The organism is Psychromonas sp. SA13A, assembly GCF_011378715.1.
GTDB lineage: Bacteria > Pseudomonadota > Gammaproteobacteria > Enterobacterales > Psychromonadaceae > Psychromonas.
Genome location: NZ_WTKU01000029.1, coordinates 1 through 26,757, shown reverse-complemented (window position 1 = coordinate 26,757; position 26,757 = coordinate 1). Strand labels below are relative to the sequence as shown.

The following is a 26,757-nucleotide window of genomic DNA, read 5'->3' as shown; positions in this document are numbered from 1 at the left end:
TTTATTTTTCCTAATTCAGTTGTTTCGCTCATAATATTGGTTCCATTCGAGGTGTTTTGTCATTAACGCCCGCGGCTAAAAACATTATTTTTTGCTCTTCAATCTCTTTGCCTACTAACTCTCCGGCAATTTTTCCTTCTCGAATGACTAAAATACGATGTGACAGTCCGATCAATTCCTCCATCTCAGATGAAATGATAATCACGGCTTTGCCTTGTTCGGTTAAGGAGTGGATAAAATGATAAATGTCTTTTTTGGTATTAATGTCTACCCCACGAGTGGGCTCATCTAAAATCAAAATTTCAGGATCTGTATCCATCCATTTTGCGAGGTAAACTTTTTGCTGATTGCCACCGCTTAGATATTGTAATTCGCTATCTAAAGAAGGGGCCTTAATGGCAAACTGTTCACTATATCGAGCGGCAGACTCTGTGGTTTTTTTATGTTGAATAAATCCTTTGATATATTTTTTCAAAGAAATCAAACTAATATTTTCTGGCAGGTTAAAATTCATAATTAAACCACTGCCTTGTCTATCTTCGCTGAGGTAAGCAAGTCCATGTTTTACAGCGTCTTTAGCGGCATGAATGGTGACATTTTGGTTAAATATTTTTACCTTACCACTATTTTTTTTACGCAAGCCCATAATCGCTTCCGCCATTTCAGTTCGACCACTTCCAATCAAACCTGCAAAACCTAAAATTTCACCACGATGTACTTTAAATTCAATATTATGAAGCAGGTTGTTAATACTAAGTTGTTCAACTTGCAAGGCTATTTCGGTGCTGGCTTGTGAATGCTCAGGAAAAATTTGATTAAGCTCTCGCCCAACCATTTTAGAGGCCATTTCTTGCTCATTTAAGCCTGCTACCGGCTCAATTGAAACTAAATGCCCATCTCGTAAAATCATTAATCGGTCGCACAACAATTTCACTTCTTTTAGCTTATGAGAAATAAATACAATGGTGACACCTTGCGCTTTAAGCTTGTCAATTAGCCTAAATAATACCGCCACCTCTTGGTTGGTTAATACAGTGGTTGGTTCATCCATGATCAATATACGCACGTCGTGTACCAAGGCTTTAGCTATTTCAACCATCTGCTTCTCAGCAACACTTAATGTCTCAATTAAAGCGTCGGGATCTAAATGGGTTTCAAGTTGATTAAGTAATGCTTGGGTACGTTCGCGCATTTTGTTTTTATCAAGAAAACGGCCTTGTTTAAGTTCTTGTCCAAGAAATACATTCTCAAAAACATTGAGAGTGGAAACAAGGTTAAATTCTTGTGGGATCATCGCGATCCCATATTTTTTAGCAACAGCAGGATTTTTAATATGTATCTGTTTTTGATCAAGGTACACGCTACCCGATGTAGCTTGATGTAAACCACTAATCACTTTAAGTAACGTTGATTTACCCGCACCATTTTCACCAAGAATACCCAATACTTCGCCACTATTAATTGTCACGTCTATACCATGTAAAACTTGTACTCCCGAAAATGACTTACGGATATTTTCTAGGCGTAAGATGGGTTCATTCAGCGTTTTATTCATGTACTGGCTCCATTGCAATCCATTTTCCATCTTGTTCAGAAGATGCAATAACTGCTTCAATGAAACGCAAACCTTCCACACCTTCCTGAGTGCCAGGCAGTAAACTCGCTTGTTGTAATTGCATGGTATTTTCACCAGCAAGCTGAGCGAGAATGAGGTCTGCAGCTTCATAATAAATATTAGCAAAACCCTCAAGATAACCTTCTGGATGGCCACCTGGTGTGCGTACTAAATGAGGAGCACCAGTATAGGTGGCTCCTGCTCTGGTAATTATTTGTTTAGCGCCACCAAGTGGGCTAAATAACAATTGGTTTGGATTTTCCTGTGCCCATTCAATACCGGCTTTTTCGCCATAAATACGAATTCTGAGTCCATTTTCATTACCCGGTGCAACCTGTGAAGACCACAACATACCTTTTACATTTTTTTCAAAACGCAGCATTGCATTGACGTTATCGTCTAGCTTTCTACCCTCAACAAAGGTATTTAAATCCGCGCTTACTTGATTCAGTTTTAAACCACTAATAAAGGAGGCTAAATTAAAAGCATGGGTCGCAATATCGCCTAAACAACCACCAGGCCCATTGCGTTTAGGGTCGCTTCTCCATTCTGCTTGTTTATTTCCTTCTAATTCAGTCGCTGTTGATAACCAGTCTTGGACGTATTCAACCTGTACTAAGCGTAACGGACCAAGCGCTCCATCAGTCACTAACTGTTTAGCTTGACGCACCAATGGGTAAGCACTGTAGTTATGAGTTAATACAAATATGCAGCCACTTTGTTGTGCAATTTCCTGTAAACTCAGTGCTTCTTCTAATGTGCAGGTCATTGGTTTATCACAAATGACATTTATGCCTGCGGCTAAAAAACTTTTTGCGATAGGGTAGTGCAAAAAATTGGGAGTCACGATGGCGACTGCATTGATACCATCTTCTCTTTGGCTTTCTTGCTCGACCATCTGTGTGTATGACGTGTAAGCTCTGTCTTCTTTAATATTTAATTCTTTGGCTGATTGTTTGGCCGTTTCTGGATTTGAACTTAATGCACCAGCAACTAACTCAAAGCGATCATCTATTCTTGCTGCAATACGATGCACTGCACCAATAAATGCACCTGTGCCGCCACCGACCATACCTAATTTTAAGCGTTTCATGTTGACCTCTTCTTTATTGCGTTAAACCAAGAATGCGTGAATTCATTTCTGTATCAGGCTCACTACCTGCAAAGTCATCAAAAGCTTTATCGGTAACAGTGATCATTTTACTTTTCACAAACTCAACGCCTTGCTGTGCACCTACCTCTGGATGTTTTAAGCAACACTCCCATTCAACAACTGCCCATCCTGAGAAGTTATATTGCGCTAACTTTGAAAAAATGGCTGAGAAATCAACTTGCCCATCTCCTAAAGAGCGAAAACGTCCAGCACGTTCAACCCAACTTTGGAAACCACCGTAAACTCCCTGTTGTGCTGTAGGGTTAAACTCAGCATCTTTTACATGGAACATACGAATTCGTTCGTGGTATTTATCAATAAAGGAAAGGTAATCAAGTTGTTGCAGTACAAAATGGCTTGGGTCATACAAAATACTAGCGCGAGGATGTTGATCAACAACATCTAAGAACATCTCGAAACTGATACCGTCATGTAGGTCTTCACCCGGGTGTATTTCGTAACAAAGGTCAACACCAGCTTGATCAAACGCATCTAAAATAGGTAACCAGCGTTCTCCTAGCGCTTTAAAGCCAGTTTCAATTAACCCTTCTGGGCGTTGTGGCCAGGGGTATATATAAGGCCATAGCAATGATCCTGAAAAAGTGGCATGTGCTGTTAATCCCAAGTTTTTAGAGGCTTTTGCAGCAAACATTAATTGCTCCACAGCCCATTTTTGACGAGCAACCGGATCGCCATGAAACTCGGTCGGTGCAAAGCTATCAAAAATTTCATCATAAGCTGGATGTACAGCAACCAATTGACCTTGAACATGGGTCGATAATTCAGTTATTTGAAGATCAAGCCCAGCTAATAAATCTTGTATTTGTTGGCAGTAAGCAAGATCATTTGCAGCTCTTTCAAGGTCAAATAAGCGTTTATCCCAAGTGGGTATTTGTAAACCCTTATAACCAATACCACTTGCCCAAGTCGCAATGTTTTCTAGGTTATTAAAAGGGGCTTGGTCTGATACAAATTGCGCTAAAAACAAAGCTGGGCCTTGGATTGTTTTCATGTTGTCACTCCTTGTTATTAATGTAATCGATTACATTTTTTGTTGGATTAATGTAACGAAAACTATATTGCTTGTACAAAAAACAGTCTGTAAAATTTGAGGTTGAATCGGTTTATTTAAAAAATATATTATTTATCAATGCTTTATTTTTATTGTTTTTTGGTTTTAGCTTTATGAAGGTTTTTGAGGTAATATTTGTCCGTTACAATTAATGTAACAAAAGAATGTTTTTTGTTTTTTGTACCTTTAAAAAATTCTACCTAAGGGCTTTTATGGCAAATGTAAAAGATGTCGCTAAACTTGCTGGAGTATCAACCGCAACGGTTTCCCGTGCGATGACACATCCTGAAAAAGTATCAGAAAAAACAAGAAAAAAAGTACAATCAGCAATGCTTGAATGTGGATTCTCACCCAATGTTAGTGCTAGAAATTTAAGGCGTTGTGAATCTAAAACGGTGATCGTTATTCTGCCTGATATTGCTAATCAGTTTTTTGCTGACATTGTTCGAGGCATTCAAATTATTGCCAAAAAGAATGACTATAAAGTTTTGCTTGGGGATTCAGTACATGCCGTAGAGCAAGCCAATGCGTATATCGATTTAGTTAAAACCAAACAAGCTGATGGCATTATTTCGTTAACGTCTGAGCTCCCTGAAGAAGTGAAAGAGGGGATTAACATTCCTATTGTTATGGCCTGTGAATATTTTGAGAATTTCCCGGTCCCAACCGTTCGAATAGATAATTACACGGCATCAAAAAATGCAATAGATTATTTATTGGATATTGGGCATAAGCGCATTGCTTGCATAACAGGGCCAATGGACAATCCGATTTGTGTTGCCCGTAAAAATGGCTATCGACAAAGTTTAGAAAATGCTTCACTTGAACTCGATGAATTAGCCATTGATAGTGGGGATTTTAGTTTTCACTCGGGTTACAGCGCATTTCATCGTTTATATAAACAATATAAAATGACTGCTTTATTTTGTTTTAATGACATGATGGCATTGGGCGCGATGCGTGCTGCTTTTGAAGTCGGATTGAACGTACCGGAAAAATTGTCCATTATCGGTTTTGATGATCTGCCTTTTGCCCAATATACAACGCCTCAATTAACGACGATACAGCAACCACAGTTGCAAATAGGAAAAACAGCAATGCAAACCCTATTGCATGTGCTATTTGATGAGAAAGCAGCCCAAGATACAATATTACCAACACAACTGTTAGTACGAAGTAGTACTGCATCCTATAGCGAAAAATAATACTTTCGACTTATCTGTTATTAAAAAGTAACGCCTAAAGCTTTACTTTTTGAGCCTCCTTTTAAAACTTCTTTCTCGTTTGTCTTTTTGCTCTCCGTTGACATTATTCTGTTTCATATACTCAGCTTTTTTATCAATCAATATTAGTTTAGAGGTAAAAGCATTAACTTTGTGATGCGTCTCTCAGCGCTTTAATTGATTGAAAAATGTCTTGCATGCTTACGATCACAGTTAATTGAAAAAACAAAAAATGACAAAGAGATTATGAAATTACTGAAAAGATTTCCTTTAATTCTAACGTTAATGTCTAACCATTCACTGAATGTGAATATACCCGTTACTAATCGAGATGCTTTATTCAGTCGTTAGTTCGGACAGCAAGGCAAGACGCAACATGATGACAATGGCTAGTCCTTATCGAATGTTGCAACGCTGAATTGCTTTTCGAACTAACGACCCGTAGGGCAAGTTGTGAGGCAAGTATCTTCGTTGTTAGAAAGTATTGATTGAACTAGTTAGATCTTCAACTTTCTGCCTAGAAGCTACTCACCTCACAACCTGCTGAACTTTGCATCTTGATTGGTAACGGGTATACACCTTAACAAAAAATTACATTATTAAAGGACATTATAATGAAAAAATTCATAACCCTACTATGCGTAGTTTTGATGACAATTAGCACTCCTATTTTTGCTAAATCTTTAAAAATAGGGATGGTAATTGATGACCTTAGATTGGAACGTTGGCAGAAAGATAGAGATATTTTTGTTGCAGCTGCAGAAAAACAAGGCGCTAAAGTTTATGTTCAATCTGCTAACGGAAACGAACAAACTCAAATATCTCAAATCGAAAATATGATTTCACGAGGCGTTGATGTACTAGTGATTATTCCTACAAACGGTGAGGTACTTTCTAACGTAATCAAAGAAGCTAAAATTGATGGGATCAAAGTACTTGCTTATGATCGCTTGATTAGCAATGCGGATATCGATTTTTACTTGTCATTTGATAATGAAATTGTAGGTGAAATGCAAGCAACAGCGATGGTTGCAGCGAAACCTTCAGGTCGTTATTTCTTAATGGGTGGCGCGCCAACCGATAGTAATGCAAAACTGTTCCGTAAAGGACAAATGAACATTCTTCAACCTAAAATCGATGCTGGTGATATCGAAATTGTTGGTGATCAATGGGTTAATTATTGGTTAGCAGAAAACGCATTAAAAATAATGGAAAATGCATTAACTGCGAACAACAACAACATCGATGTAGTGGTTGCATCAAATGACGCAACAGCAGGCGGTGCAATTCAAGCACTTGAAGCACAAGGTCTTGCAGGCAAAGTTACAATTTCAGGTCAAGATGCAGATTTAGCAGCTATACGTCGTATTATCGCTGGTACACAGACGATGACTGTTTATAAACCTATCGTTGCATTAGCAACACATGCGGCTGAAATTGCTGTTGTTTTAGGTAACGGGAAAGAACCTGAAAAAAATGCAGAGTTAAATAATGGTATGAAAGATGTCCCTTCATGGTTATTAAGCCCAATTGCGGTTGATGCTAAAAACATTAAAGAAACTATCGTTGCAGATGGCTTCCATTCTGAAAAAGACGTTTACCAATAAGAATTTGTCAGCGCTAAGCATCAGTTTAGCGCTACTTATAAGGAGTGATTTTTATGCATCCATTATTGGAAATGAACAATATCGTTAAATGTTTTGGTCCTGTTAAAGCGTTAGATGGCGTCAGTATCAGCTTAAATAAAGGCGAAGTTTTATCTTTATGCGGAGAGAATGGTTCTGGCAAGTCTACATTAATGAAAGTACTTTGTGGTATTTACCCTCATGGCTCATATGAAGGTGAAATTATTTATAAAGGTAAAAAATTAGAACCTAGAAATATCTCTGACACTGAACAATTAGGTATTGGCATTATTCATCAGGAGCTCACTTTAGTTAAAGAATTAAGTATTCTTGAAAACCTATTTCTTGGCTCTGAATTATGTAAATTTGGCATTATGGATTTTGAGTTAATGCATTATGAAGCCGAAATATTACTTAAAAAAGTAAGACTCTCTGTTTCCCCAGAAACCAAAGTGGGTGACTTAGGTGTTGGTCAACAACAATTAGTAGAAATAGCAAAGGCATTGTCTAAAAATGCCAAATTATTAGTGTTAGATGAGCCTACTGCTCCTTTAACTGAATCTGAAACAGAAATTTTATTAAATCTGGTCACCGAGTTACGAGACTCTGGCGTGAGCTGTATTTATATCTCTCATAAGCTAAGCGAAGTGAAGAATATTTCAGACAAAATATGTGTCATTCGAGACGGTGTTCCTATTGGTACACGGGAAGCAGCGGATATGACAACCGACGATATTGTGACAATGATGGTTGGTCGAGAAATGAAGCAACTATTCCCACGTGAAGAGCATGATATTGGAGAGGTTATTCTCGAAGTTAAAAATGTTAATGCATGGGATAAAGCTAATTCAGCGATACCAAAAGTAAGAAATGCCAGTTTTGAACTGCGTAAAGGAGAAATCCTTGGGGTTTCAGGTTTAGTTGGTGCCGGCCGCACAGAGTTAATGGAATGTTTGTATGGTTGTTATCAAGGTAAACACGAAGGGAAATATTTTTTAAATGGCCAAGAAATTAAAACAGCAAGTAGTCGAGATGCTTTAGTTGCTGGCATTGCAATGGTACCGGAAGATCGCAAACGCAACGGTATTGTACCTATTATGTCTGTTGGTAAAAATATGTCACTAGCTGCTCTTGATCAGTTTACATCAGCTGGAATAGTAAATGATACTTTGGAAGCAAATAAGGTTGCAGATAGCGCAAAAAGACTAACGGTAAAAACACCCAATACAGAAATACCGATTAGTAGTTTATCCGGTGGTAATCAACAAAAAGCCATTTTGGCTAGATTTTTAATGGTTACCCCAAGTATTTTAATATTAGATGAACCAACACGTGGTATCGACGTGGGCGCTAAATATGAAATTTATAAACTCATGTTTGAGCTAGTGAAAACCGGGTTGAGCATCATTATGGTTTCATCAGAACTGCCAGAAGTACTTGGTATCAGTGACCGTGTTTTAGTGATGCATGAAGGCATCATTAAAGGGAACTTAGTCAATGAGAACTTATCCCAAGAAATAATCATGAATTGTGCGTTATCCGAAGGAGTTGTAGCATGATAAAGCAAGCAAATGACACTAAAAACACTGCAAGTGTAAGTATTAAAGATAGGTTTAAAAATGTAAATATACAGCTAGTTGTGATGGCCGCAGCGATTGTCTTTATTATGCTATTTTTTAGTATTATGACTGAGTGGAGTTATTTAACGCCGAGAAATATCTCTAACCTGTTAAGACAAACTGCCATTACAGGTATTTTAGCGATTGGAATGGTCTTTGTTATTATTAGTGGTGAGATTGATTTATCTGTTGGTTCTCTAATGGGTTTATTAGGGGGTATTGCCGCCATTTTAGATGTATGGTTTGGCTTGCCGTTACCACTAACTATTATTATTACGTTATTTGCTGGTGTTGTATTAGGCGCGTGGAATGGCTGGTGGGTTGCGTACAGAAAAGTACCTTCCTTCATTGTTACACTAGCAGGTTACTTAGCGTTTCGTGGTATTTTAATTGGCATCACAGATGGTACAACCGTTGCGCCTATATCGGATGATATGAGTGTAATTGGTCAGAGTTACTTACCAGATATGGTCAGTTTAATGATCGGTGTAGGTTGTTTAGCAGGATATTTTGGATGGCAGAAAAAACGTAATGGTTTACGCAAAAAATATCAATTATCTGTACCTAGTACTCAAAGCGCATTAACAAAAAACACCTTAATTGCAGTGGCAGTATTAGTCGCAATTGTTTTACTTAATGATTATCGTGGTGTGCCTACACCAGTTTTATTACTTATATTTTTTGCTTTAGTGGGCTCTTTTATCGCGGCTAAATCTCGGTTTGGACGCAGAATCTATGCGATTGGTGGCAATATTGAGGCGAGTCGTTTATCCGGTATTAATGTAGAAAAAACTAAATTATCTGTTTATGCAATGAATGGGTTTTTAGTGGCGATATCTGCTTTGATTCTGAGTTCTCGTTTAGGTGCTGGTTCTCCATCTGCAGGTAATATAGCAGAGCTAGATGCAATTGCTGCTTGTGTTATTGGTGGTGCAAGTATGGCTGGTGGCGTAGGTACTGTTATCGGTGCGGTGATTGGCGCCTTTATCATGGCATCGCTGGATAATGGGATGAGTATGATGGATGTCCCTACTTTTTGGCAATACATAGTAAAAGGTGGGGTATTGTTATTAGCTGTTTGGATGGATAGTGCAAGTAAGCATAGAGGTTAGGATTTAACCAAAGCACTATTATTATCAAGCCCAAGGTACTAATTGAACTTTGGGCTTTTTTGTATCAATCATTTATTGGAGCGCAATGATTAACTATAGTGATTAATTGCAGTGTCTAACTACAATATTTAACTAAAGTATTACAGTACAGAGATTAATAAGACTTGAAATGTTTAGTTGTTGTGGATCTTTGCTGTTTAGAATGAATTCTCCCTAATAAATTTTGAGCTATTATGCGAATATAAGTGTTGAATAAAGACGTCCTAATAACAAAACAGATAAGCTTAACCTTCCCTAAACAGTCATTAATTCAGCGAAAATAACATTCAAAGGGCAACTGATCCTAGACTATTAATACCATAATTATGCCGCTCAAATCCTTGCTTAGATTCAAATCATAAATGCATTACACAAGATATTGTGGGATTTATTTCAACCATTACCTGATTCTGGAGATGCAGAATGCGTTATTGTGAAAGGAGCAAATTTCATCACTTAAGAGTGTTGGTATTGATTCGTCTCTATTGCACTGCGCTACAATTCTCTACAAATACGGGGGATTAAAAAGGAACATTCAGATGCAACAATGCCAGTAAGCTATTACTGGCATTGTTGATAAGATGGGTATTGGTTTATGGTTATTCTAATTTAAAAAAGATCTTTTAATTGCACATACAGCTTTTGAAATTTTTCTCGTTTAGCGACATAGGCGAGGTGTTTGCTGCTATCAGGTAAGTGCATTTGAACTAATGTTGGAACAGGGCATATTTCAGATACTGTTTTATCTTTTGTCACCCCTAAATGAGCAAGGCGAGCAGCCCCTAATGCAGGACCCACTTCTCCACCAGAACGATAAGCTAGTTTTCTATTAAATATATCCGCTAACATTTGACGCCAATAGGGACTTTGTGCTCCGCCGCCGATCAAGGATATTTCCTCAGGATCTACACCTGTGGCATGTAAAGCATCAAGACCGTCTGCCAAAGCAAAAGCCACGCCCTCTAACACTGCTTTACCTAATTCCGCTCTTTTAGTTTCATGTGTCATGCCAAAGAACACACCTTTAGCATTGGCATTATTATGTGGTGTGCGCTCGCCTGATAAATAGGGTAAAAAAATCACTTCTGACGTTGGATTTGCATCATTCTCAACTTCTGCTAATAGGCTTGCAACATCGGCTGCTCCTGTTAATTCAGCAACCCAGTTCAAGCAAGATGCCGCACTTAAAATAACTGACATAGAGTGCCAAGTAGAAGGCAATGCATGACAAAAACTATGTAATGCAGACTCAGGGTTGGGTGTAAAACCATTAGTAACAGCGAAATAAACGCCAGAAGTTCCTAATGACAACATAGCTTGTCCAGGTTTGATGATACCAACACCAATTGCACCTGCTGCATTATCGCCTGCACCAGCTACAACAGGAACGTTGCCCATTCCCCATCGCTGAGCAATGACATTCGATAAATGCCCAGTGACTTGATTTCCTTCAAATAATCTAGGCATGTTGTCACGTGATAAACCCGTTGCCGCAAGCAATTGCTCATCCCAATCTCTTTTACCTACATTTAACCACATGGTGCCGGCGGCATCGGACATGTCCGATACAAAATCGCCTGTTAATCGGAAGTTTAAATAATCTTTAGGTAACAACACCTTTGCAACTTTTGAAAAACATTCCGGTTCGTGTTTTTGTATCCATTTTAATTTTGGAGCCGTGAAACCCGGCATCATAATATTGCCCGTAATGTCTCGACTATTTGGTACTAATTGCTCAATTTCAAGGCACTCTTTTTCAGAACGCCCATCATTCCATAAAATAGCAGGCCTTAATATATTTGAGTCTTTGTCTAATAATGTCGCTCCATGCATTTGACCTGCAATACCGATACTTTGTACCTTTGATAAGTCATGTTCAGAGGCTAATGCTTTAATTGCTTGGTCTGTGGCCGTCCACCAAGATTCTGGATCTTGTTCTGACCACAAAGGGAAAGGGCGTGATACTGAGATCGCGACCGATTTTGTTGCTAAAATAACATCATTTACATCGAGCAAAATTACTTTTACCCCAGATGTACCGAGATCGATACCAATGAACATGTAATATTCCTTTTACAAATAAAGAATGAGGGTTAATTCAATTTATATAACCGTTTATTTAAGTCAATGACCATTAATGGCGTTATTTTGATGCTTATTATTTACGATAACAATTATGATTTTTAATAGTACGATTCTCTGATTTGTTGATTGAGTGATAGCTCACAAATTGCATAGTAAATGATACTGTTTAAATAGAGCTATGGTACAACACTAGGTTACAGTTAAAAAATGATTGATTCTTAACTTATTGTTTTACTTTAATTTTACTGTTTTTTTATTGTTGAATATTTTAACTTTTGATTTATTTAAAATGCAAAAAACATCCTTGATATTTACTTTAAAGAGATTGTTTGAACGTTATAAATGCATGTTTTTATTGTGCCATCGATTCCCTGAGTAGAGTGTTATGAAAAAAAATTATCGAATTGCCCTTTTATTTAATGCCAACAAAGCTTACGACCGTCAGGTTATTAAGGGGGTTGGTGAATACCTACAAGCGACGCAATGTGATTGGGATATTTTCTTTGAAGAAAATTTTTGTACAAATTTAGCTAAAATCAAAGACTGGGTTGGAGACGGCATTATTGCAGACTTGGATGATCCTGACATTAAGTCACTTGTTTCTACTCTAAATATTCCGGTAGTAGGGGTAGGTGGTTCCTATGAAAATGAAAAAGACTACCCTAATGTGCCATATATCGGTACCGATAATAAAAATTTAGTCGAAACCGCTTTTCTGCACTTAATGGATAAAGGGTTAGAGCATTTTGCATTTTATAGCTTACCCGATGGGCCTACTAATCGATGGGCGGCTGAAAGAGAAAAAGCATTTAAAAGTATGCTCACTAGAGAAAACTATTCAGGTTCCGTTTATAGAGGAAATATAACGACTGCAGAAAGCTGGCAATATGATATGAACCGTTTAGCTGACTGGTTACAAAGATTACCAACACCAGTTGGTATTATTGCGGTAACCGATGCGCGAGCAAGGCACTTATTACAAGTATGCGAACACTTGGAGTTAATGGTGCCAGATAAGATTGCGATCATAGGTATTGATAATGAAGAGTTAACACGTTATCTCACCAGAGTGTCATTGAGCTCTGTGGGACAAGGGTGTAAAGCGATGGGATATGCTGCGGCTAAAATGCTGCATCAAAAATTAGTAACACCAGTAGATAATACTTTATCAGTTGATCATCAACTAGCGCAGTTACCGCGTATAATTATACCTGCTTCAAAAGTTTTTGAGCGCCAGAGTAGTGATTTTCAGGCGATTAACGATCCTCTGGTTATTAGAGCGATGCATTATATTCGTAATAACGCTTATAACGGCATTAAAGTTGATCAAGTGTTAGATCATTTAAGAATTTCTCGTTCAAATTTAGAGTCACGTTTTAAGGATGAAAGAGGGCACTCGGTACACCAAGAAATTCACAATGCTAAGCTTAAACGAGCTTGCCAACTTCTCTATTCTACCACCATTGCTATTGCTGAAATTCCAGATTTATGTGGATATCCATCGCTTCAATATATGTATACCGTTTTTAAAAAAGACATTGAGATGACACCAAAAGAGTACCGTATGATAAATCTGCTTGAGTAAAATGTTTAAGCAATATGCCTTATTGGTAACCTATAATATTAATAATAGTTGGTTGTATTCACATAAATCATCAAAAAATAAAAAAATAAGTGTGAGGTTTGCCACGTTAGTTAAATCAGTGAATAGAGCTAACAAATATCATAATTGAATGAATTGCAGAAAAAGAAAAAGATGAGGTGAGTTTAAATAACATCTTTCTTAATCAACCAATGGAATCATTATTATGACTGAATTTTTTAAAAGTGTTTCTCCAATAAAGTTTGAAGGTACAACCTCAACAAATCCACTCGCATTCCGCCACTACGATGCAGAAAAAATTATTCTTGGCAAACCAATGAAAGACCATTTACGTTTTGCCGCTTGTTACTGGCATAACTTTTGTTGGCCTGGTTCAGATGTTTTTGGTGCCGGTACCTTTGACAGACCTTGGCACAAACCGGGTAATGCAATGGACATGGCAAAAATGAAAGCAGATGCTGCTTTTGAATTCTTTAAAAAATTAAGCGTACCCTATTACTGTTTTCACGATACTGATATTGCACCAGAGGGTAATTCGCTAAAAGAATACCAAAATAACTTTGCTGAAATGGTTGATGTATTAGAAGCGAAACAAGCTGAGACTGGCCTAAAACTTCTTTGGGGGACTGCAAATGCGTTCTCTAACCCACGTTATATGAACGGTGCTGCTACCAATCCAAACCCTGAAGTGTTTGCTTATGCCGCTACTCAAATATTTAATGCAATGGGTGCAACACAACGCCTAGGTGGTGATAACTATGTATTGTGGGGAGGTCGAGAAGGTTACGAAACACTATTAAATACTGATTTGCGCCAAGAGCGTGAGCAGTTGGGCCGAATGATGCAGATGGTTGTTGAACATAAGCATAAAATAGGTTTTAAAGGTGCTATTTTAATCGAGCCAAAACCTCAAGAGCCTACTAAACATCAATATGATTATGATACGGCAACTGTTTATGGTTTCTTAAAGCAGTACGGGCTTGAAAATGAGATTAAAGTCAACATCGAAGCTAATCATGCCACGTTAGCAGGCCATAGCTTCCAACATGAAATCGCAACAGCGACATCATTAGGTTTATTTGGCTCAGTTGATGCTAACCGAGGTGACCCTCAACTAGGCTGGGATACTGACCAATTCCCAAATAGTGTTGAAGAGAATACGTTAGTTATGTACGAAATTCTTAAAGCGGGTGGCTTTACAACGGGTGGTTTCAACTTTGACTCACGTGTTCGTCGTCCATCAATTGATGGTGCTGACCTTTTCCACGGCCATATTGGTGGAATGGATGTAATGGCTGCTTCATTAGAGCGCGCAGCGGGTATGATCGAAAATGATATTTTAGGTAAAAATATCGCTAATCGTTATGCTGGTTGGAATGACCAAATGGGCAAAGATATTTTAAGTGGTAAACTTTCACTCTCTGCATTAGCTGAGCATGCGGCTAAAAGTGATTTTCAACCAACCCCTGTGTCTGGTGCTCAAGAATACTTAGAAAATGTGGTAAACGGTTTTGTTTTTAAGTAGCTTTAAATATTTTTATCAATAAAATCATAATAAAAAAGGGGCTTAATCAATTGATTAAGCCCCTTTTTAGTTTCTAGTCACTTTAGTCATGCGCAACGTGATCTATTATTAATGGTTTTATATTAACACTTTTATATTAACTAAGAGCCACCGCAGCTACATAATACGCTGACCAGGTTTTGCACCTGAATCTGGGTTTAAAATATGAATATCTTCACCGCCAGGTCCCGCTGCTAATACCATACCTTCAGACAAACCAAATTTCATTTGACGCGGTGCAAGGTTCGCCACCATGACTGTTAATTTACCTTCCAAATCTTCAGGGTTATAAGCTGATTTAATACCAGCAAAGACGGTACGTGTTTCGCCGCCTAAGTCTAAGGTTAGTTTTAACAGTTTATTAGCTTTAGGCACATGTTCAGCTTTAGCAATTAAAGCAACACGTAAGTCCGTTTTAGCAAAAGTATCAAAATCAATCTCAGCGGCAATCGGTTCTTTATCTAACTCACTTTGACTTGCAGCCTGTGTAGCTTCTGCAGCTTTTTCTTTAGCAGCTGCATCGGCAGCTGCGCTTGCTTTAGACGATTCAACCATAGCTTCAACATGTTTAGGATCAATGCGTTGGAATAAAGCTTTAAACTTATTAATTTTATGGCCAGCTAATGGTGTTTGAATGCTGTCCCAAGTTAACGTTTCATCTAAAAATGATTCACTACGCTCGGTTAGTTTTGGCATGATTGGTTTCAAATACGTCATTAACACACGGAACAAGTTAATACCCATTGAACAGATATCTTGCACTTCAACTTCTTTGCCTTCAACTTTAGCCAATGCCCACGGTGCTTTGTCATCAATGTATTTATTGGCAATATCAGCCAATGCCATGATTTCACGAATAGCGCGAGCGAATTCACGGTTTTCAAATTGCGTTGAAATGGACTCACCGGCATCAACAAACTGTTGGTATAACTCAGGTTCAGACACTTCTTTAGAAAGTTGACCGTCGTATTTTTTAGCAATAAAGCCAGCTGTACGAGAAGCTAAGTTAACTAACTTATTAACCACATCAGAGTTAACTCGTTGCGCAAAGTCTTCTAAGTTAAAGTCTAAATCATCAACACGAGATGTTAGTTTCGCAGCGTAATAATAACGTAAACACTCAGGATCTAAGTTTTCAAGATAAGTACTTGCTTTGATGAAGGTGCCTTTTGATTTAGACATTTTCTCACCATTAACACTGACATAACCATGTACATTAACGCCAGTCGGTTTACGGAAACCTGCACCTTCTAACATCGCTGGCCAGAATAAACCGTGGAAGTTGATGATGTCCTTACCAATGAAATGGTAAAGCTCAGCTGTGCTGTCTTTTTTCCAGTAATCGTCAAAATTAAGACCATCGGTACGATCACACAGATTTTTAAAGCTACCCATGTAACCAATCGGCGCATCTAGCCAAACATAAAAGAATTTACCCGGTGCATCAGGGATTTCAAAGCCAAAGTAAGGTGCATCACGAGTGATATCCCACGCTTTTAAGCCACTTTCAAACCATTCACTTAACTTATTAGCCACTTCATTTTGTAGTGCGCCTGATTTAGTCCATTCAACAAGCATGTCTTGAAATTGTGGCGCATCAAAGAATAAGTTTTCTGTATCTTTCATCACAGGAGTTGCATTAGAAACCACTGATTTTGGATTAATCATTTCAGCTGGGCTATAGGTAGCGCCACAAACATCACAGTTATCGCCGTACTGATCTTCTGCTTTACATTTTGGGCAAGTACCTTTTACAAAGCGATCCGGTAAAAACATCTCTTTTTCTGGGTCGTATAATTGCGAAACCACTTTTTTAGTGATGTAGCCGTTATCACGTAATGCTAAATAAACTTGTGATGATAATGCTTTATTTTCTTCTGAATGTGTTGAATGGTAGTTATCAAAACTGATGTTAAACCCTTCAAAATCTTTCTCATGATCAGCTTGTACTTGTGCAATTAATTGCTCAGGAGTGATACCCATTTCTTGCGCTTTCAGCATGATAGCCGTGCCGTGTGCATCATCAGCACAAACAAAATGAATGTTATTACCGCGTAAGCGCTGGAAACGAACCCAGATGTCAGCTTGTACGTGCTCAAGCATATGCCCTAAATGGATTGGACCATTAGCATAGGGAAGGGCGCAGGTAACAAGGATATTACGATCTTGATTAGCCATTTTATTTGATATTCCTTAAGTCTAAGCGGATTTTTTAAGCCAGTAATTCTACCCAAAAAACATTATAAATCCCACTCTTATCTAGGTTTCTTGATAGCTAGTAGGTATCAGTATGTATTAAGGCCTATTTTTAATAAGGATGATTTATCTAATGATTTTGATAAACTCACTCATCAATTCAGTTTTAAGGGTTTATCATGCTGTTTAAAAAGAAAACTATCGAACAAAAAGTTTTAAAATGTTTAGAAAAAGCAATTGAAGAAACAATATTTAAAAAATTTATTGAGCAGCGTTTATTAGTTATTAAAGAAGACTCAGCTGAAATCAATTTACGTTTACCTTTCTATGCACCTAAATGGTTAGCTTCTTTACAACAACAAACAGCTGATTCATTACAAACCTTATTCAAACAACCTGCAGTGTGGAATGTTAGCTACAAAGTGCCCACCTTTGAGCACAAAAAAGTGGCCAAAACTAATCCTAATATAAACAACATTATTGCCGTTTCATCGGGTAAAGGCGGAGTGGGTAAATCTACGGTCAGTGTTAACCTTGCTATTTCGTTGGCCAAGAATGGTGCAAAAGTAGGGTTATTAGATGCAGATATTTATGGCCCATCTTTGCCTACTATGATCGGTAAAAAACAAACTAAATCGACCTCTGCTGATGGCAAACTATTAACGCCAATTAGCGCTCATGGCATTGTGGGTAATAGCATTGGCTTTTTAATCGATGATAAAGATGCCATGGTATGGCGTGGTCCTATGGCGAGTAAAGCCTTGCAACAAGTGTTGAATGAAACGGACTGGCCTGAATTAGACTATTTGATTGTGGATATGCCACCGGGTACCGGCGATATTCAATTAACAATGTCGCAAAATGTACCTGTTACCAGTGCAATTATAGTCACAACCCCGCAGGACGTTGCATTAATTGATGCTCAAAAAGGGGTCATCATGTTTAATAAAGTAGACGTACATGTCGCTGGATTAATTGAGAACATGAGCGTTTATTCCTGCGTTAAATGTGGCCATCAAGAAGCAATTTTTGGAACCGGTGGCGGACGAAAATTAGCAGAACAATTTAATTTACCTTATTTAGGTGAATTACCATTACATATTCGATACCGAGAAGATACCGATGCAGGTACGCCAACGGTAGCTAAAGGTGATCTTCCTGAGCTAGTTGATCCGTATTTACACTTAGCTGAACAGGTGGCAATTAATCTATATAAAGACTTACAGCCGACCATTGAGCAAATAAAAATTACAGAGCTGAAATAAGGTAAAGTGATTAATAAATTATCTACCCGTTGATAGAGGAATGAAAATGGCTGAAATTAAATTTTCTAATGCACAAAAAGCCACAATAGTAGATCAAATACAAAAGTATTTTGAAAAAGAGCTGGATCAAGATCTTGGGCAATTTGATGCTGAATTTTTGTTAGATTTCTTTACCGAAAAAGTGGGTAGTTATTATTATAATCAGGGTCTAAATGATGCTAGAGCTTTATTAGATGATAAACTGGATACCATTACTGAATCATTTTATGAATTGGAAAAAGTCACTGAATTTGACTAAAAATATTGCAATCAGATGTTGAGAACAATAGTAGAATAACTGTAACTACTCAGCACCCATTAAAACTGAGTGCTTTTTATCAAAATAAAAACGTCAATGCTCAGGGCTAAACTATTTATGCTTAGTTCAAGGCGAAAAAGCGCAGTTTAGTGGTTTAAATGAGCATTTTTCAACGAAGAAATAGTCTTAAATAGCGATGGCCTGAGTAGTTACGAATAACTTTAATAAAATGAACCTTATACCCAGTGCCTTATAAAAATACCTTAAATAATGCTTAAAAATAGAAGAAGAGATAATGTCAAGTAGACCTTTAATAGATGAGTTAATGCAAGCCTTGCAATGTTTACCAAGTGTTGGGCCAAAGTCGGCACAGCGTATGGTGTATCATTTATTAGATAAAAATCGTAATGGTGCGCTTAAGTTAAGTGACATGTTAGCAAGAGCGGTAGCCGAGATAGGCCATTGCCAACAGTGCCGTACATTTACCGAAGAAGATTTTTGCTCTATTTGTAACAACCAAAAACGCAATGACAACGGTACTATTTGTATTGTAGAAATGCCCGTTGATGTGGTGGCGATAGAACAAACTGCACTTTTCTCTGGTACGTATTTTGTATTAATGGGGCACTTATCACCACTCGATGGTATAGGTCCAGACCAGCTCGGTTTGAATCTATTAGAAAAACAGATGCAAGCGGGTAAGACTAATGAAGTTATTTTAGCCACTAACCCTACGGTAGAAGGTGAAGCAACGGCTTATTACATCGCAGAAATGGCCAGAAAACATGGTATTCAGGTAAGTCGTATCGCACACGGCGTGCCAGTAGGTGGAGAGCTAGAGTTTGTAGATAGCACCACCTTATCGCATTCATTTACCGGCCGATCAAAGTTATAGCCTCTGTTTGGTCTTGCTTTACACTTTAGTGAGGCCTAAAGGTTGCCGTTTATGAGTTATAGCTTCAGCAAGATAGGTTTGCATCACTTAAAGGAATAAAATGTCTGCAAATAAGAATGTGCCATTTGAAGGTACAGATATAGCACACAATGCATTAAGGGAAACACTCACCAGAACAACACTAAATACGCTGTTGGCCAATCGTATTCCAGTGTCTATTGCTGATAAATTGTCTCGACAAGTCGCTGAGAAGGTTGATTTATTAACGCTTTATAAAATTGTTGCCGATGATATGAAACATCAGCGAGTGCCAAAGCAACGCATTTTAGACAGAACTATTGTGCATATGTTTGAAATTCTATTTCGTATCATTAATTCTAATTCTAATGCTAATAAAGGTAATGAAACCGCGCTTAAACAAAAAGAGTTTTTTACTCTGGTACCGCGTGGCGAATGTTTAGATCTATTTCTGCAGTTAGTAAAAGAATATTGCATGGGAGATACGGAAATTCAACGCTACACCTATCAGTTAGAGCAGTTGATAGAAGGGGTGAGTAATGAATATATTATCAATTGGGATAAACTGTATCAAAGCGATGAATTTAAGCGTTATCTTTCTGCTTTATTATCCTTAATATTGAAGCATCTACGTGATGATCGAGCACCTATTCCTGCGTTGGAAAATAAAATGCCCACTCATTTTCAACCCTATCGTATTAATTCATTTTTAAACCAAATATGTAAGTTGAAGCAAACAGGCGCGCTGCAATTAGATTAAATTAGTTTATTTAAAAGACTTCAACCTTTAAATTTTTAGTGAAAATCACATAAATATAATGGATACAAAAAAGCGCTAACTTAGTTAAAAGTTAACGCTTTTTCCGAAGATAATTTATCGCAGATAGTGAGGGTATTTATAAGCTTTACTTAAGCATTACTTTCTACCCCGCCATACCAAAATCAAAGCTTACTTTTGAAATTGGTTAGTACTAAAGCGCGTTAAACCTTGCTTACCATTTGCTGGTTTACTACCAAATTTTGCTTTAGGCGCACGCTTATTATTCGTCACTTTACCTTTATTTTTTGCAGCAACTTTATTGCCTTTTAAAGGTGCTTTTGCTTTGGTAGCATTTCTGTTAAGAATTTCAGCACGCGTTTCTTTTGGTACTAAACACGTTGCTTTACTACCAATCAAGGTTTTATCTAATCCCATTTTGGTTAACGCTTCACGAATAATTGGCCAATTATCTGGATCATGATAACGCAGTATCGCTTTATGTAATCGACGTTGAACGGTTCCTTTTGGAATAGGCACTGTTTCACTGTTTCTTTTAACATTACGCAATGAATTAATTTCTGTGTGATACAAAGTCGTCGCGTTCGCTAAAGGTGAAGGATAAAAGTTTTGTACTTGATCTAACTTAAAATCATTTTCCTTTAGCCACATTGCTAGATTGATCATATCCATATCTGTTGTGCCAGGGTGAGCTGAAATAAAGTATGGGATCAAGTATTGTTTTTTACCGGCCAATTTAGAGTAATGATCAAATAGCTCTTTAAATTTATCGTAGCTACCCATACCCGGTTTCATCATTTTATTTAATGGACCTTCTTCGGTATGTTCTGGCGCTATTTTCAAGTATCCGCCCACGTGATGCGTCGCGAGTTCTTTAACATATTCAGGATCTTGGATCGCCAAGTCATAACGAACACCTGATGCAATTAATACTTTCTTAATGCCAGGTACTCTTCGTGCCGCGCGATATAGCTCAATCGTTGGCGTATGGTCAGTATCGAGATGACCACAAATAGTTGGCCATACACAAGAGGGTTTACGGCAAGTTGCTTCGGCTTTTTCACTCTTACAACGTAATTTATACATATTAGCCGTTGGACCACCAAGGTCTGAAATTACGCCAGTAAACCCAGGTACTTTAAGTTTAATGTCTTCAATTTCATTGATGATTGATTCCTGCGAACGACTTTGTATTATGCGGCCTTCATGCTCGGTAATACTACAGAAAGTACAGCCTCCAAAACAACCTCGCATAATATTGATGGATGTTTTTATCATATCGTAAGCGGGAATTTTAGCATCGCCATAACTTGGATGCGGAACACGAGCATAAGGTAAACCAAATACACCATCCATTTCACTTTCTTCTAATGGGGTTGCAGGTGGATTTAACCAGATAGCACGACTACCATGCTTCTGCATTAATGCTTTTGCAGAGGTTGGGTTAACTTCTTGGTGAAAAATACGTGATGCATGTGCATACAGCATTTTATTTTCTTTCACTTGCTCAAAAGTTGGCAAATTAATATAAGTCGTTGACCAAGCTTTTGCTTTCTCTTCCCATCTTTTTTCACGCTCTTCTTGCGGCGTGCCTTTATGTGGGGTCATTTGTATAACTTGCGCTGTTTTAGTGATGTCAGATGCTTCATCAGCAGCATCGCTTTCATCTTTCGCCGTATCACATTTTTCACTTAAATCTTGATAAGGGCTATAGATAGGATCTATTTTACCTGGCTTATCAACACTGCGTGAATCAATACCTGTCCAGCCAGGAAGGGCTGAATTAGTTAGAAAAGCACTACCGCGTACATCGGTAATGGTTTTGATATCATCACCTTGTGCAATACGGTGTGAAATTTCAATTAGCGGACGTTCCGCATTACCATAAATTAATAGGTCTGCTTTTGCATCGAACAAAACAGATTGACGGACTTTGTCAGACCAATAGTCATAATGTGCTATGCGACGTAAGCTCGCTTCAATACCACCAATAATAACGGGAATACCTTTGTAAGCTTCTTTACAACGTTGTGTGTAAGCAGCAACGGCACGATCCGGACGTTTACCGCCTTCATCATTTGGCGTATAAGCATCATCATGTCTTAGTCTTCTTTCAGCCGTATAACGGTTGATCATTGAGTCCATGTTACCGGCAGTCACACCAAAGTATAAATTAGGCTTACCTAGTTCCATAAATGCATCTTTTGAATGCCAGTCAGGTTGAGCGATAATACCGACTCTGAAACCTTGTACTTCAAGCATACGGCCAATGACAGCCATTCCGAAACTAGGGTGATCCACATAAGCATCACCTGTGACTATAATAATGTCGCAACTATCCCAGCCAAGCTGTTTCATCTCTTTACGTGACATAGGTAAAAATGGAGCTGCTTTAGCAGATCTATTTTTGTATTTTGGATATGAAAATAAATTGCGGTCTTTGTGGGGAGTTATTGGCTTCAAGAAAAAATCTCTAGTATTGGAATGTTAAATTGGGGTCATTGTACCATAGAGTTTAACAAAGTCGCTTTTTGTCGTTAACAAACAAAGGCGTTAATCAGTTGATCTTAAAGATCAACTGATTAGAGGACTATTAGAAGTGTGTTTTGAGATGATTAAAGGCGTTTAAGCTAGTGGTTCAGCAAGTTTAGCAATTAATTGACGAGACTCGGGTTTAACCGACGTGAGCATCACATCAATGACATCACCTAATTGCAATTCAATTTGATCGGCTACTTTAACCACGCCTTGTTCACGAACACATTCTATTTTTTTAGCTTCAGAAGATTTGCCTAGCAAGCTACTTGGTACAAAGAAAGTCGCACCGTTTTCTTGAACACGCACGCGACAACCAGCTTTAACGATATCAAATATTTCTGCTTTATAACGCCAATCTGAGTTCTCTTGGTCTTTCAAATAGCAGCAATATAATAAATTATTCACATCACGTTCAGCCATACGCTGTACTTTACGGGCTTCATTAAGGTGTACACCAATATCAGCATCAATTTCAGTTGCTGTTTGTTGCATTAATACTGATTTAATTAAACGATGGTTAATTAAATCTCCATATTTACGGATCGGTGATGTCCAAGTCGCGTAATGGTCGACTCCCATAGTGAAATGCGGGGCAGGGGAAGGCGTTGTGTCTGCATAAGATAACAAACGGCGTAAACGATGATCTAAGTAAGCATTATGTAATAACGCCACATCTTGGCGCATCTTTATGTAACCCTCTAGCGTTGCTAATGTTGCAGCTTCAACGGTGATGCCATATTCCGCTAATAAAGTAGCGGCTTTTTCTAATCTGTCCGAAGCAAAACCAGAATGCACATTAAACACTCCCGTTTGGCAATGCTTTGCAAGAAAGTCACCGGCACAAACATTCGCGGCAATCATTGACTCTTCAACTAAACGGTTCGCTGTACGGCGTGGTTCACATAGAATCTCGTAAACTTCACCTTTATTATTTAGCTTTAAAGTGTAATCGGGCTGGCTTTTAATCACTACGGTATTTTCGCAACGCCATTGATGACGGATTTCAGTCGCTTGTTCAAGCACTTTTAATAATGGCCCTAATTCTTTATTAGGTTTCCATTGACCTTCTGCTAGCGTTTCGTTTTCTAGATAAGTCGAAACATCATGGTAATTGAGACGATAATGAGATTTTATCCAGGCAGCAAAAAAAGTAGGTTCGCCTAGGATTTCACCGCTTTTACCAATTTGCAGGGTACAACAGATAGTCGCGCGTTTTTCACCTTCTTTCAGTGAACATAAGCTATCACTTAAATCACGCGGTAACATTGGTACGTTAAAATTAGGTAAGTATAAAGTAAACGAACGTTTTTTCGCTTCCGTATCCATTTCGCTCTTTTCAGGCACGTAAGCAGAAGGATCAGAGATAGCAACGGTTAGTGCCCAACCTTGTTCATTTTCTTCAATGTACAATGCATCATCCATATCCTGAGTGTTAACACCGTCAATAGTGAAAAAAGGCATCTTTGTTAAATCTTGTCGTTCAAGGTCCGCATCGATAACCTGCCAAGGATGATCAAATTCAGGGGCTTTATTAGGTAATTGATGTGTAGCGACTGCAATTAAGCGATACGCAAATGGGTCGTTATGCTCAGCGACTTTCTCAACCACTTCAACTAAGAAACCATTACCATCAAGGGCGTGAGAAAGTAATTTAACCTTCACCCAATCACCATCATGGTAACCTTTATTGCTAAGTTGCATGGCGCCTTTAATTTTAAAGAACCCCTGTAATAACGGATTATTAGGTTTAATCGAGATACGTTTATCTTTAATAGAAAGTTGAGCAACAAACTCTGTGGTGTTGGTTTGTTTTAATTGTAAAGGTTGTGCAGATGACTTATCGCCATTCTCTGTAATAGAGGCAGTTATTTTGTCACCGTGTAATACTTTTTTCATTTCACTGGGTGCAATAAAAAAGCGTTTACCTTTATCGGTTTCTAAAAAACCAAACCCACGGTCAGAGGCTTTGACAATCCCTGTGCGTTTTGGGGTGTTTTCCTGCATGGTTTGTTTAAGTTGATTTAATAATGGATTGTCTTGAAACATGCTGGAAACCTTAAGTGAATAGCGATAATAATGTTCGAGAAAGAGGCGTTTATAGAAAAACGAGGGTTGAAATAAAAGCGAATAATATAACTCGTTAAACTTCCTCAACTTAAGTGATGAATAGTAAAGGTGATTGCAGGGGAATTAAAGGTTGAAGTGCGCAAATGTTGAAAATTAAAACTAATTTTAAGAAATGTTAAAATAAAGCTTGGCTTTTTTTTAAATCTAGATATAGTACGCCTCGTTCTGCGGAGGGGTGGCAGAGCGGCTGAATGCACTGGTCTTGAAAACCAGCGAGGGTTAATAGCTCTCCGAGAGTTCAAATCTCTCCTCCTCCGCCACATTAAGAAAAAGGGCTTCTCAATTGAGAAGCCCTTTTTCGTTTCTACTACCTTATAACCCATACCTTATAAATCACTTTCTATCTTTACAACTTTCCATTGTTGCCACTGTCACTGTATTTAATAATCACTTCCTTAAAAATCTAATCTTCTTTTAATTATCATTAATTTTTATATGCTAAGTTGAGTGCTCTGCTTTTCTCATGTATTTTGTTGTGAGTAAAATAAGTCCTTTTAACGACAGCTGTAAAAATGAATCAATACATATACCCCGTGATGAAATACTGAAAGGGCACTTAACATTGAAGGTGAATATAATAATGAAGATGCGTTGTTTTATGGTTGATACTCTTGCCACTATTATATTCTTTACAGTTATTGCCGCTTGTACTGAGTTGTTCATAGCAGGAATGGATCCTAGCGAAGTATTTATTACACGTTTGATCATGATACCTATGATGGTATTAACCGCCAGGCCTTATGCAATTTGGCGTGATTGCTGTTTTAAATGGACACAACCGAATACTCGTTTATATAAAACAGTGATCGATGCTTTAGCGTTCATGTCATTTCAATTGCCCATTTATATCATCACATTAGCCATTGCAGGAGCAGACGTTAATGAAATAATTAGCCTTGTTATTTCATCTTCACTATTAATGCTGATGGTGAGCCGACCTTTTGGTATTTATCTCGAATATATAAGGCGTCATTTTAAAATTACCTCGATAAAGCAATGTTAACTATTTCAATAAATAATATTGTTTCAGTTGTATTAATAACGATTGATTGCTTTTTATAAAGTGATTGATTGAAACTTGTTCTATTTGATGGGTAATTAAGCGTTCGAACTTTAATTGTAAAAAAGTACTTGGCTTTTATCTCAGTTTCTATAATATACGCCTCGTTCTGCGGAGGGGTGGCAGAGCGGCTGAATGCACTGGTCTTGAAAACCAGCGAGGGTTAATAGCTCTCCGAGAGTTCAAATCTCTCCTCCTCCGCCACATTAAGAAAAAGGGCTTCTCATTTGAGAAGCCCTTTTTCGTTTCAATAACACTAGAAAAGGCTCATGACTGAAAAGTGATGAGCCTTTTTGCTCTCTAGGTTTTGATTGTTCTTCAGTATTAGCTTTTCTTGTCTATAAATTATTGTGTCTTGATATACAAAGTGGGTATCACTGTACTTTTCTCTTGTTAATAGAGAATGATTCTGTCTATCCACATGATTAATATTTGATTTCTTATTTCTGATTTTAAGTTTTTGATTTTAGATGGCGGATTCAACATTGAAGTGCATAACGACTAAGCAGCTATAACTACCATATGTTCAGCCATTAATTTGGCTGGCGTTTTGTAATTTAGTTTCTTTCTTGGCCTATCATTCAATTTAACGATTACATCTTCAACTTCTGATTGCGATACTTTTTTAAAGTCCGTTGATTTCGGCCAATATTGTCGTAACAAACCATTCGTATTTTCATTCAAACCTCTTTGCCACGAACAATAAGGATCTGCAAAATAAACACCACAATTTAAATATTCGGTCATCACTTCATGATAGGCAAATTCTTTACCATTATCAGCAGTGATCGTAAATATCGCACCTTTGTATGGTTGCAATAAAGCAATCGTAGCAGCAGTCACTGATTTAGCCGATTTGTCATCAACACGCA

General features: G+C 37.9%; 19 protein-coding genes and 2 tRNA genes. 13 read left to right on the top strand and 8 right to left on the bottom strand.

All coding sequences use genetic code 11. The features are described from left to right. Positions 1-28 precede the first annotated feature (28 nt). Genes GQR44_RS17995 through GQR44_RS17985 form a run of 3 tightly spaced genes read right to left on the bottom strand, consistent with a single transcriptional unit; the run spans position 29 to position 3,780 of the window. The gene (locus GQR44_RS17995) at positions 29-1,555 is read right to left on the bottom strand and encodes a sugar ABC transporter ATP-binding protein (protein WP_166373065.1); all 1,527 of its coding nucleotides are present in this window, start codon (positions 1,553-1,555) and stop codon (positions 29-31) included. Beyond that, on the bottom strand, positions 1,548-2,708 hold the full coding sequence (locus GQR44_RS17990; protein WP_166373064.1) for a Gfo/Idh/MocA family oxidoreductase: 1,161 nt from the start codon (positions 2,706-2,708) through the stop codon (positions 1,548-1,550). The genes GQR44_RS17995 and GQR44_RS17990 overlap by 8 nt, the downstream gene beginning before the upstream one ends. A gap of 13 nt (positions 2,709-2,721) precedes the next feature. After that, entirely contained in the window at positions 2,722-3,780 is a 1,059-nt protein-coding gene (locus GQR44_RS17985; RefSeq protein ID WP_166373063.1) for a sugar phosphate isomerase/epimerase, read from the bottom strand. 272 nt (positions 3,781-4,052) lie between these two features. Here GQR44_RS17985 and GQR44_RS17980 point away from each other — a divergent pair, with 272 nt between their 5' ends. From GQR44_RS17980 to GQR44_RS17965, 4 genes are all read left to right on the top strand, one after another. Further along, positions 4,053-5,045: a LacI family DNA-binding transcriptional regulator gene (locus tag GQR44_RS17980; protein WP_166373062.1), complete on the top strand. Its 993-nt coding sequence runs from the start codon at positions 4,053-4,055 to the stop codon at positions 5,043-5,045. A gap of 632 nt (positions 5,046-5,677) precedes the next feature. Beyond that, positions 5,678-6,670, top strand: coding sequence for a D-xylose ABC transporter substrate-binding protein (xylF, locus tag GQR44_RS17975; protein WP_166373061.1), 993 nt, complete (start codon positions 5,678-5,680; stop codon positions 6,668-6,670). A gap of 53 nt (positions 6,671-6,723) precedes the next feature. Beyond that, positions 6,724-8,247 (top strand): xylose ABC transporter ATP-binding protein, encoded by a 1,524-nt coding sequence (locus GQR44_RS17970; protein ID WP_166373060.1) that lies wholly within the window; start codon positions 6,724-6,726, stop codon positions 8,245-8,247. Further along, a complete protein-coding gene (locus GQR44_RS17965) occupies positions 8,244-9,419 on the top strand; it encodes a sugar ABC transporter permease (RefSeq protein WP_166373059.1) in 1,176 nt (391 codons plus the stop codon). The genes GQR44_RS17970 and GQR44_RS17965 overlap by 4 nt, the downstream gene beginning before the upstream one ends. A 648-nt stretch (positions 9,420-10,067) precedes the next feature. Here the strand turns inward: GQR44_RS17965 and xylB are convergent. Beyond that, positions 10,068-11,519, bottom strand: coding sequence for a xylulokinase (gene xylB / locus GQR44_RS17960; protein ID WP_166373058.1), 1,452 nt, complete (start codon positions 11,517-11,519; stop codon positions 10,068-10,070). Positions 11,520-11,928: 409 nt separating this feature from the next. Between xylB and GQR44_RS17955 the strand changes: the two genes are divergently transcribed. Next, on the top strand, positions 11,929-13,128 hold the full coding sequence (locus GQR44_RS17955; RefSeq protein WP_166373057.1) for a DNA-binding transcriptional regulator: 1,200 nt from the start codon (positions 11,929-11,931) through the stop codon (positions 13,126-13,128). Between the two features lie 223 nt (positions 13,129-13,351). Beyond that, on the top strand, positions 13,352-14,671 hold the full coding sequence (gene xylA / locus GQR44_RS17950; protein WP_166373056.1) for a xylose isomerase: 1,320 nt from the start codon (positions 13,352-13,354) through the stop codon (positions 14,669-14,671). A 156-nt stretch (positions 14,672-14,827) separates the two neighbouring features. Here the strand turns inward: xylA and metG are convergent, their stop codons facing one another. After that, complete coding sequence (gene metG / locus GQR44_RS17945; protein WP_166373055.1) at positions 14,828-16,888, bottom strand: methionine--tRNA ligase; 2,061 nt, start codon at positions 16,886-16,888, stop codon at positions 14,828-14,830. A 197-nt stretch (positions 16,889-17,085) separates the two neighbouring features. Between metG and apbC the strand changes: the two genes are divergently transcribed. From apbC to GQR44_RS17925, 4 genes are all read left to right on the top strand, one after another. Further along, positions 17,086-18,171: an iron-sulfur cluster carrier protein ApbC gene (gene apbC, locus GQR44_RS17940; RefSeq protein ID WP_166373054.1), complete on the top strand. Its 1,086-nt coding sequence runs from the start codon at positions 17,086-17,088 to the stop codon at positions 18,169-18,171. Between the two features lie 46 nt (positions 18,172-18,217). Continuing rightward, positions 18,218-18,469, top strand: coding sequence for a DUF2164 domain-containing protein (locus GQR44_RS17935; RefSeq protein WP_166373053.1), 252 nt, complete (start codon positions 18,218-18,220; stop codon positions 18,467-18,469). A 295-nt stretch (positions 18,470-18,764) separates the two neighbouring features. Next, positions 18,765-19,364: a recombination mediator RecR gene (gene recR, locus GQR44_RS17930; RefSeq protein WP_166373052.1), complete on the top strand. Its 600-nt coding sequence runs from the start codon at positions 18,765-18,767 to the stop codon at positions 19,362-19,364. A 100-nt stretch (positions 19,365-19,464) separates the two neighbouring features. Continuing rightward, positions 19,465-20,142: a hypothetical protein gene (locus GQR44_RS17925; RefSeq protein WP_166373051.1), complete on the top strand. Its 678-nt coding sequence runs from the start codon at positions 19,465-19,467 to the stop codon at positions 20,140-20,142. 189 nt (positions 20,143-20,331) lie between these two features. Here the strand turns inward: GQR44_RS17925 and GQR44_RS17920 are convergent, their stop codons facing one another. Continuing rightward, positions 20,332-22,533, bottom strand: a complete 2,202-nt coding sequence (locus GQR44_RS17920; RefSeq protein ID WP_240923735.1) for a YgiQ family radical SAM protein — start codon at positions 22,531-22,533, stop codon at positions 20,332-20,334. Positions 22,534-22,785: 252 nt separating this feature from the next. After that, a complete protein-coding gene (locus GQR44_RS17915; protein WP_166373049.1) occupies positions 22,786-24,744 on the bottom strand; it encodes an exoribonuclease II in 1,959 nt (652 codons plus the stop codon). 250 nt (positions 24,745-24,994) lie between these two features. Between GQR44_RS17915 and GQR44_RS17910 the strand changes: the two genes are divergently transcribed. The 3 genes from GQR44_RS17910 to GQR44_RS17900 all read left to right on the top strand — a co-directional run bounded on the left by GQR44_RS17910 (position 24,995) and on the right by GQR44_RS17900 (position 26,089). Further along, positions 24,995-25,085, top strand: a tRNA-Ser gene (locus tag GQR44_RS17910). 320 nt (positions 25,086-25,405) lie between these two features. After that, positions 25,406-25,828: an L-alanine exporter AlaE gene (gene alaE / locus GQR44_RS17905; protein WP_205963118.1), complete on the top strand. Its 423-nt coding sequence runs from the start codon at positions 25,406-25,408 to the stop codon at positions 25,826-25,828. A gap of 170 nt (positions 25,829-25,998) precedes the next feature. Continuing rightward, positions 25,999-26,089: transfer RNA gene (locus tag GQR44_RS17900), tRNA-Ser, on the top strand. 297 nt (positions 26,090-26,386) lie between these two features. On the opposite strand, the gene GQR44_RS17895 is transcribed toward GQR44_RS17900, so the two are convergent. Further along, a partial coding sequence (locus GQR44_RS17895) for an IS30 family transposase (protein ID WP_166372315.1) occupies positions 26,387-26,757 on the bottom strand: 371 nt, incomplete at its 5' end.